Annotated in this window: 10 protein-coding genes; 6 read left to right on the plus strand and 4 right to left on the minus strand. The window is 70.7% G+C overall.

Features of this window, described 5'->3' with window-relative positions; genetic code table 11:
• Positions 1-10: 10 nt before the first annotated feature.
• The 4 genes from VLJ82_RS04510 (at position 11) to VLJ82_RS04525 (ending at position 3,622) form a co-directional block, all read left to right on the plus strand.
• The gene (locus tag VLJ82_RS04510) at positions 11-526 is read left to right on the plus strand and encodes a protein jag (RefSeq protein ID WP_408662127.1); all 516 of its coding nucleotides are present in this window, start codon (positions 11-13) and stop codon (positions 524-526) included.
• 119 nt (positions 527-645) lie between these two features.
• Entirely contained in the window at positions 646-1,224 is a 579-nt protein-coding gene (gene rsmG, locus VLJ82_RS04515; protein WP_408662128.1) for a 16S rRNA (guanine(527)-N(7))-methyltransferase RsmG, read from the plus strand.
• A 331-nt stretch (positions 1,225-1,555) separates the two neighbouring features.
• The gene (locus tag VLJ82_RS04520; protein ID WP_408662136.1) at positions 1,556-2,386 is read left to right on the plus strand and encodes a ParA family protein; all 831 of its coding nucleotides are present in this window, start codon (positions 1,556-1,558) and stop codon (positions 2,384-2,386) included.
• Positions 2,387-2,707: 321 nt separating this feature from the next.
• The gene (locus tag VLJ82_RS04525; RefSeq protein ID WP_408662129.1) at positions 2,708-3,622 is read left to right on the plus strand and encodes a ParB/RepB/Spo0J family partition protein; all 915 of its coding nucleotides are present in this window, start codon (positions 2,708-2,710) and stop codon (positions 3,620-3,622) included.
• Between the two features lie 38 nt (positions 3,623-3,660).
• Here VLJ82_RS04525 and VLJ82_RS04530 read toward each other — a convergent pair whose 3' ends face one another.
• A complete protein-coding gene (locus VLJ82_RS04530) occupies positions 3,661-4,278 on the minus strand; it encodes a nitroreductase family protein (protein WP_408662130.1) in 618 nt (205 codons plus the stop codon).
• An 84-nt stretch (positions 4,279-4,362) separates the two neighbouring features.
• Here VLJ82_RS04530 and VLJ82_RS04535 point away from each other — a divergent pair, with 84 nt between their 5' ends.
• Complete coding sequence (locus tag VLJ82_RS04535; RefSeq protein ID WP_408662131.1) at positions 4,363-5,589, plus strand: pyridoxal phosphate-dependent aminotransferase; 1,227 nt, start codon at positions 4,363-4,365, stop codon at positions 5,587-5,589.
• Between the two features lie 11 nt (positions 5,590-5,600).
• On the plus strand, positions 5,601-6,236 hold the full coding sequence (locus VLJ82_RS04540) for a GNAT family N-acetyltransferase (protein ID WP_408662137.1): 636 nt from the start codon (positions 5,601-5,603) through the stop codon (positions 6,234-6,236).
• 134 nt (positions 6,237-6,370) lie between these two features.
• Here the strand turns inward: VLJ82_RS04540 and trxA are convergent, their stop codons facing one another.
• The 3 genes from trxA to VLJ82_RS04555 all read right to left on the minus strand — a co-directional run.
• Positions 6,371-6,697, minus strand: coding sequence for a thioredoxin (trxA, locus tag VLJ82_RS04545; RefSeq protein WP_408662132.1), 327 nt, complete (start codon positions 6,695-6,697; stop codon positions 6,371-6,373).
• A 104-nt stretch (positions 6,698-6,801) separates the two neighbouring features.
• The gene (trxB, locus tag VLJ82_RS04550; RefSeq protein ID WP_408662133.1) at positions 6,802-7,767 is read right to left on the minus strand and encodes a thioredoxin-disulfide reductase; all 966 of its coding nucleotides are present in this window, start codon (positions 7,765-7,767) and stop codon (positions 6,802-6,804) included.
• A gap of 102 nt (positions 7,768-7,869) precedes the next feature.
• The coding region (locus VLJ82_RS04555) for a lipid II flippase MurJ (RefSeq protein WP_408662134.1) at positions 7,870-8,427 on the minus strand (558 nt) is incomplete at its 5' end.

Genomic DNA, 8,427 nt, shown 5'->3' on the forward strand with positions numbered 1-8,427 from the left:
AGGGATTGAGATGACCGACACCGCTTCACCGGATACTGCTGCCGCCACCGACGACGCCGACACCCCGTCGTTGCTGGTCCAGGAAGGCGACATCGCCGCCGACTACCTCGAGCGGCTGCTCGACATCGTCGACTACGACGGTGACATCGACCTCGACGTGGAGAACGGCCGCGCCATGGTGGCCATCGTCGGCTCGGACCTGCAGCCGCTGATCGGCCCGGCCGGCGCCACCCTGGACGCCCTGCAGGAGCTGACCCGGCTGGCCGTCCAGCAGCAGACCGGGGTGCGCAGCCGGCTGATGCTCGACGTGTCCGGCCACCGCCGGGCCCGCCGCGAGGAGCTGACCGCGCTGGCCGGCAAGGCCGCCGCGGAAGTGCTCAGCTCCGGCGAGCCGTACCGGCTGGCACCGATGAACCCGTTCGAGCGCAAGGTGGTGCACGACGCCATCTCGGCGACCGACGGCGTGATCAGCGAGTCCGAGGGCGAAGAGCCCAACCGGCGGGTCGTGGTCCTGCCCGCTTCGTGACCGGCGGCCGTCCCGGATCGGTGCCCGAGCGGGGCGGCTCAGAACCTCAGGCGGCCCCGGCTGTTCCGGCGCCGCCTGATGTTCTTCTCCGGCGGTTCGGTTCCCGGGCCGAACTGCTGGTGCGCTACGCCGGCTGGTTGGCCGGTCCGGGCACCGTCCGCGGCCTGCTCGGCCCGCGCGAGGTGCCGCGGCTGTGGGAACGGCATCTGCTCAACTCGGTGGCCCTCGCCGAACTGCTCCCGGACCGGGCTCGACTGGTGGACATCGGCAGCGGAGCCGGCCTGCCGGGCCTTGCGGTGGCCTGCGTCCGACCGGATCTGACCGTCGACCTGGTGGAGCCGCTGCTCCGGCGTACCGATTTCCTCACCGAGGTGGTCACCGACCTCGATCTCGGGCAACAAGTTCGTGTCGTACGTGGCCGCGCTGAGGACTCTGCCGTGCTCGACAAGGTAGGTTCAGCGCAGTTCGTAACGGCACGGGCGGTGGCCCCCTTGGACCGGTTGGTCCGCTGGAGCTTCCCGCTACTCCGCCCGGGTGGCAGCTTGCTAGCCCTGAAGGGAACCGGGGCCGAGGACGAACTGACCGAGCATCAGCAGTTCCTGTCCCGGATGCGGGCAGAGGTAAGAGGGGTCATCGAATGCGGTGCGGAACTGGTCGATCCTCCGACCCGGATCGTGCACCTCGTTCGCACCCGATGAGCTCGGTCCTTCGAGTGGCCGCAATCAATCAGGCAATGAGGTGACCTCCGGGATGCCGGACGAGCTCGACACTGCTGTTCCGATTCTGAACGCTCCCGCGATCCCGGTGGTCGCTTCCGAGGTGGACCAGTCCGGTGTGAACCCGTGGTCTGCCGTGTCGTATGTCAATCTGCGAGCTGAGGACAAGGTCTCGGACGTGACCGTTTCACGTGAAACATCGTTGGGCACCGATCTCTACGAGGCGCTGCAGGCCGACCTCGCCTACGAGGCGCTGAACCCCGATGTTTCACGTGAAACATCGGGGTTCGACACCCCGATAGCTCGCGAGGCGATGCAGGCCGTCAAGGTGCGCAACGTCCGGCAGCAGGCCTGGCCGGCGCCCCAGCAGCGCCGGATCATCACGGTGGCCAACCAGAAGGGCGGCGTCGGCAAGACCACCTCCGCGGTGAACGTGGCGATGGCACTGGCCCTGCACGGCCTGCGGGTGCTGCTGATCGACCTGGATCCGCAGGGCAACGCCAGTACCGCCCTCGGCGTGGAGCACACCGCCGGCACCGCCTCGGTCTACGACGTGCTGCTGGGCGGCATGTCGCTCGCCGAGGTGGCCGTTCCGGTCGAGGCCGCCCCGCTGCTGCGCTGCGTGCCGGCCACCATCGACCTGGCCGGCGCGGACATCGAGCTCGCGTCCCAGGTGGCCCGGGAGCACCGGCTGCGCCGGGCGCTGGCCGTCTACGACGAGCGGGTCGACTACGTGATCATCGACTGCCCGCCCGCACTGGGCCTGCTCACCCTGAACGCGCTGGTGGCCGCCCGGGAGATCCTGATCCCGATCCAGTGCGAGTACTACGCGCTGGAAGGCCTGGCACAGCTGCTGAACACCGTCGATCTGGTGAAGAGCCAGCTGAACGAGGCGCTTGAGGTCTCCACCGTGCTGCTCACCATGTACGACAGCCGTACCCGGCTGGCGGACCAGGTGGCCGACGAGGTGCGCGCCCACTTCGGCGACAAGGTGATCCGGTCGGTCATCCCCCGCAACGTGCGGGTTTCCGAGGCCCCCGGCTACGGCCAGACGGTGATCACCTACGATCCCGGGTCGCGGGGTGCGGTCAGCTACGTCGACGCAGCCCGGGAACTCGCCGAACGCGGAGCGGTGACGCACTAGCCGCGTTCCAGCCGGCTGCCGGACGTCCCGGCGGGCGTACGGCAGGCGTGCCGGGCGGGCACAGCAGGACTTACGGACAGATGCAGGACGAGCAGGAGCGGGAGCCGGTAAGTGACCAAACCTCAACGGCGTGGCGGCCTCGGACGGGGCCTGGGTGCCCTGATCCCGACCGCCGGGCCCCAGCAGGACACCGCATCCGAGGACGAGGCGGCCGGTACCGACCCGGTTATGTCAGGTGAATCGGCCAACGCCGAGGAGAGGACCGCGGGTGCGGGACAAGCCGCCGGAGCGTCCGGTGGAGCGGGGAAAGGCGCCAATCGGGTGCCTTCGCTGTCGTCCCTGACCGCCTCGGCGGCCACCGACTTCTACTTCGACCCGTCCCCGGTGCCGGGCACCAGCCTGCGGTACCTGCGTCCGGACCAGATCACCGCCAACCCCAAGCAGCCCCGCCAGGTCTTCGATGAGGAGTCGCTGGAGGAACTCAGCCACTCCATCAAGGAGTTCGGCGTCCTGCAGCCGATCGTGGTCCGCCCGCAGGGCGACGGCTTCGAGCTGGTGATGGGCGAGCGCCGGCTGCGCGCTGCCGTGGCGGCCGGCCTGGACAGCATCCCGGCGATCGTCCGCGACACCGCCGACGAGGCGATGCTGCGCGACGCGCTGCTGGAGAACATCCACCGGGCCCAGCTGAACCCGCTGGAAGAGGCGGCGGCCTACCAGCAGCTGCTGCAGGAGTTCGGGGTCACCCACGAGGAGCTGGCCAGCAGGATCGGCCGCAGCCGGTCCCAGGTGTCCAACACCATCCGGCTGATGAACCTGTCGGTGCCGGTGCAGCGCCGGGTGGCAGCCGGCGTGCTGTCCGCCGGCCACGCCCGGGCGCTGCTCGGCCTGGAGGACCGCGAGCAGCAGGACGAGCTGGCGGCCCGGATCGTCGCCGAGGGCCTGTCGGTACGCGCCACCGAGGAGCTGGTCGCCCTGGCGGCCTCTGCCGCTCCCACCCGCAACCGGCCCAAGCCGGCCCGCCGGCCTACCGCGCCGGCCCTGACCGAGCTGGCCTCGAAGCTGTCGGACACCCTGGAGACCCGGGTGAAGGTGGAGCTCGGCCAGCGCAAGGGAAAGATCACTGTGGAGTTCGGCTCCGTCGACGACCTGGAGCGGATCGTGGCGGTGATCGCACCACAGCTGGCCACGCCGCGGGTGGCCGGCCGGCCGGCCGAGCCGGCGGGTCTGTCCGGCTGATCCGGCTGACCCGCGGGACGCCAGGCCGACCCGGAACGTCAGTCGCCGGCAGGCGGCTGCATCCGGCCGAACGAGGCCACCTCGCTGACCGGCCGCCGGCTCCGCTTGAGGGACGGCGAGCGGCGGTCCGGAGCCGGCTGGCCGAGGCTGATCACGCCCACCAGCGACAACCGGTCCGGAATGCCGAAGGCCTGCTTCACCTGCTGGTGCCGCTCGGCCGGCACCCCGAAGAAGCAGCTGGCCAGGCCCCGGTCGACGGCGCCCAGCAGGATCAGCAGGCTGGCCATGCCGGTGTCGATGTCCCAGTACGGCACGGGCCAGTGCGCCTCGTCCCGATCGGTCCAGCCCTTGTCCGGCGCGGCATATCTATCTAAATATGCCTGTTTGTCCGACATAGCGATGATCAAGGCCGGCGCGGTCTGCATGTCACGCAGCCAGGGATCGGGGTCGGCCGTTGAGTCCGTGGTGGCCTGCCAGAACGCCGCCCGGTCCTCGGCCTCGTCCAGCACCAGGAAGTGCCAGCCCTGGCTGAAGCCCGCCGACGGCGCCCGGATCGCCAGCTCCAGCAGCTCGGTGAGCACCTCGCGGGGCACCGGACGGTCCGGGTCGTAGTTGCGCACCATCCGGCGCCTGCGCACCACCTCGGTGTAGTCCATGCCAGCTGTCTACCACGGTGCTCGGTGCCGCGGGCAGCTCGGCGGGGGATGGTCCGGTCCGGCCAGATATGGAACCCTTGGGGCATGGAACTGACCCAGTCCGGCAAGCTCGCCGACGTCTGCTACGACATCCGGGGACCGGTGCTGACCGAGGCCAAGCGGCTGGAGGCACAGGGGCATTCCATCCTCAAGCTCAACATCGGCAACCCGGCGCCGTTCGGCTTCACCGCGCCGGACGAGATCATCCAGGCGGTGATCGGCAACCTGCGCCACTCCGAGGGGTACTCCGACTCCCAGGGGGTGCTCTCGGCACGTACCGCGGTGGTGCAGCACTACCAGGAACGCGGGCTGGACCCGGCGGTGACCGTCGAGGACGTCTGGCTCGGCAACGGGGTCAGCGAGCTGATCGGCATGGCGTTGCAGGCGATGCTGAACAACGGCGACGAGGTGCTGATCCCCGCCCCGGACTACCCGCTGTGGACGGCGGCCACCTCGCTGGCCGGCGGCCGGCCGGTGCACTACCGGTGCGAGGAGTCCGCCGGCTGGCAACCGGACCTGGAGGACCTGCGGGCCAGGATCACCCCGCGCACCAAGGCCGTGGTGCTGATCAACCCGAACAACCCGACCGGCGCGGTGTACTCGCAGCAGGTCCTGCAGGAGTTCGCGGAGCTGGCCCGCCAGCACAGCCTGGTGGTGCTGGCCGACGAGATCTACGACAAGGTGCTCTACGACGACGCCACCCACACCCCGTTCTGCGTGCTGGCGCCGGACCTGCTCACGCTGACCTTCAACGGCCTGTCCAAGGCCTACCGGCTGGCCGGCTTCCGGTCCGGCTGGCTGCTGGTGTCCGGCCCGAAGCAGCACGCCACCAGCTACCTGGAAGGCCTGGCGATCCTGTCCAACATGCGGCTGTGCGCGAACGTGCCGTCCCAGCACGCGATCCAGACCGCGCTGGGCGGCCGACAGAGCATCCGGGACCTGGTGCTGCCCGGGGGCCGGCTGCTCGAGCAGCGCGACGCCGCAGTCCGCGCGCTGCGGGCCATTCCCGGGGTCAGCTGCGTCGAGCCGAAGGGCGCGCTCTACGTCTTCCCGCGGCTGGATCCCGAGCACTACCCGATCGCCGACGACCAGCGCTTCGTGCTGGACTTCCTGCGCGACCAGCACGTCCTGCTGGTGCAGGGCACCGGTTTCAACTGGCCGCACCCGGACCACCTGCGCATCGTCACGCTGCCGCACGCCGACGTCCTCACCGAGGCGATCGGCCGGCTGGGCGCCTTCCTGGACAGCTACTCCCCCGCCCGGCTGGGCTAGCCGGCATGTCGGTGTCGCGCCGGGTGGTGCCGCTCACCCTGGACAACCTGGATGACCTGCCGGCCACCTGCCGGTCCTGCCTGTTCTGGGAGCTGGGCCCGCTGGCCGACCCGGAGCCGGCACCGGCGGAGGAGGCCCGGCTGGCCAAGGAGGCGTGGCTGTCGGCGACCCTGCTGGACTGGGGCAGCTGCGGCAAGCTGGCCTACGCCAACGGCGAGCCGGTGGGCTACGCGATGTTCGCCCCGCCGGGCTTCGTGCCGCGCGCCATGTCGTTCCCGACCTCGCCGGTGTCCGGCGACGCGGTGCTGCTGCTCAACGCCCACGTGGTGCCGCGCTGGCGCGCCGGCGGCATCGGGCGGATGCTGGCCCAGGCGGTGGCCGCCGAGCTGGTGCCGCGCGGGGTCAAGGCGATCGAGGCATTCGGCTCCACCGGCCCGGCCTCGCAGGGCTGCCTGATGCCGGCCGACTACCTGCGCTCGGTGGGGTTCAAGACGGTCCGGCCGCACCCGGCCTACCCGCGGCTGCGGATGGAGCTGCGCTCGACGGTGTCCTGGCGCTACGACGTGGAGTACGCCCTGGAACGCATCTTCGGCACCAATGTCGGCAAGTCACTGACGCCGGCCCGGTTCACGCCCGGCAAGCCCTGACTCGGCACCCCGCCGCCCGGCGGGTTGGATGGCGGCGGGCCGGGGCTGACCCGCACCGGCCCTGAAACACGCACAAGGCCGGCCCCTACCGTCCTGAGACGATAGGGCCGGCCTGTGGGTAACTTGTGGAAAAGTTAGCCGATGAAGGCGGCGAGGTCGTTGAGCAGCGCGGCCTTCGGCTTGGCGCCGACGATGGTCTTGACGACCTGGCCGTTCTGGAACACCGACATGGTCGGGATCGACATGATCTGGTAGTCCCGGGCCACGCCGGGGTTCTCGTCGATGTTGAGCTTGACGATCTCGAGCTTCTCGCCGTGCTGGCTGGCGATCTCCTCGAGCACCGGGGCGACCAGGCGGCACGGCCCGCACCATTCGGCCCAGAAGTCGACGAGCACCGGCTTGTCGGCCTGCAGGACGTCCTTGGCGAAGGTGGCATCAGTGACGGCGCGGGTGGCACCCATAACAGCGACTCCTTTGAGCTTCGAGGTATGTGCTGCCCAACCTAACAAGCAGCGGGCCGGAACCCTTCCCGACGAACGGACCGGGAGTGCGGGTTGCCGGCGGCTCAGGCCTCCATGGCGGCGAGCTCGGCGTCGCCGACCGACTCCAGCGCGGCAAGGTAGCGCTCGGCGTCCAGCGCCGCCTGGCAGCCGGTGCCGGCCGCGGTGATCGCCTGCCGGTAGATGTGGTCGACCACGTCGCCGGCGGCGAACACGCCGGCCAGGTTGGTCCGGGTCGAGGTGGCGTCGGTGAGGATGTAGCCCTCGTCGTCCAGCTCGACCTGGCCCTTGACCAGCTCGGACCGGGGGTCGTGGCCGATCGCGATGAACAGCCCGGTGGCCTCGATCTCGCGGGTCTCGCCCGAGCGAGTGTCGCGCAGCGTCAGCCCGGTCACCTTGGACTCGCCGTGGATCTCGGCCACCTCGGAGTTCCAGGCCCACTTGATCTTGGGATTGCTGGCGGCCCGCTCGGCCATGATGCGGGAGGCACGCAGCGAGTCGCGGCGGTGCACCACGGTCACCGTCTCGGCGAACCGGGTGAGGAAGGTGGCCTCCTCCATGGCGGTGTCGCCGCCGCCGACCACCACGATGTGCTGGCTGCGGAAGAAGAAGCCGTCACAGGTGGCGCACCAGGACACTCCGTGGCCGGACAGCTCGTCCTCGCGCGGGATGCCGAGCTTCTTGTAGGCCGACCCCATCGCCAGCACCACCGCGTCGGCGGTGTACTCGCCGGCCAGCGTCCGCACCGTCTTGACCGGTGAGTCCAGCTCGACCGAGATCACGTCGTCGCTGACCAGCTCGGCACCGAACCGCTCGGCCTGGGTCCTGATCTGGCCCATCAGCTCCGGGCCCATGATCCCGGACGGGAAGCCCGGGTAGTTCTCGACCTCGGTGGTGTTCATCAGGGCGCCGCCGTACTGGCTGCCCTCGAAGACCAGCGGCCGCAGGTCCGCCCGCGCCAGGTACAGAGCGGCGGTGTAGCCCGCGGGACCCGATCCGACCACGATCACCTTGCGGTGGTTCTCGTTCACGCCTACCTCGATGGTTGCTGGCTGACTGCTGGCCCCTCCGGTTGAGAGGAGCGCCGGAACAACCAGTCTAGGGCGGGCGCTATTCCGCGCCATTGCGCACTATTACGCGTCCGGTCCGGCGTCCGGTCCGGCCGCCGTGCGGGCCGGGTCGTCGCCGTGGTCCCGGCCGGTCCGGCCGCGCACCGCGGCGGCGATCTGGGCCACCTCGGGCAGCGGCAGCCGCAGTGCCAGCAGCACCAGGACGGCGCTGCCCACCGCCCCGCCGACCAGCAGCTCGACCAGTGCGGCCACCCGGCCATCGCCCAGCACCGCAGCGCCGGCCAGCACCACCGCCAGGCCCGCCACGCCGCCGCCGGCGGACGCGGCGGCGATCCAGCCGGTAGTGCGCAGCACCGGCGCGAACCCCAGCTCGCCGAACCGGCGGCGCAGCAACTGGTGCCCGACCAGGCAGCCCACCAGGTAGGAGGTCGAGGTGGAGACGGTCAGGGCGATCAGCACCGCCCGGCCGTGCAGCAGGAGGCTGCCGGCCAGCACCAGCGACACCTTGGTGGCCACCATGGCGACGTTGATGAAGGTCGGCGTCCGGGCGTCGCGCATCGCGTAGAACACCCGCTGCTGCAGCATCACCACGGCGAACGGCAGCAGCCCGAAGGCGCCGGC

The sequence above is a fragment of the Jatrophihabitans sp. genome (assembly GCF_035474675.1).
Taxonomy (GTDB): domain Bacteria; phylum Actinomycetota; class Actinomycetes; order Mycobacteriales; family Jatrophihabitantaceae; genus Jatrophihabitans_A.

Bases quoted from the DNA above. Each gene is read 5' to 3' on its own strand.
- VLJ82_RS04510 (WP_408662127.1), top strand. From the start codon at position 11: ATGACCGACACCGCTTCACCGGATACTGCTGCCGCCACCGACGACGCC.
- VLJ82_RS04520 (WP_408662136.1), top strand. From the start codon at position 1,556: ATGCAGGCCGTCAAGGTGCGCAACGTCCGGCAGCAGGCCTGGCCGGCG.
- VLJ82_RS04530 (WP_408662130.1), bottom strand. From the start codon at position 4,278: ATGGACTACACCGAGGTGGTGCGCAGGCGCCGGATGGTGCGCAACTAC.
- VLJ82_RS04535 (WP_408662131.1), top strand. From the start codon at position 4,363: ATGGAACTGACCCAGTCCGGCAAGCTCGCCGACGTCTGCTACGACATC.
- trxA (WP_408662132.1), bottom strand. From the start codon at position 6,697: ATGGGTGCCACCCGCGCCGTCACTGATGCCACCTTCGCCAAGGACGTC.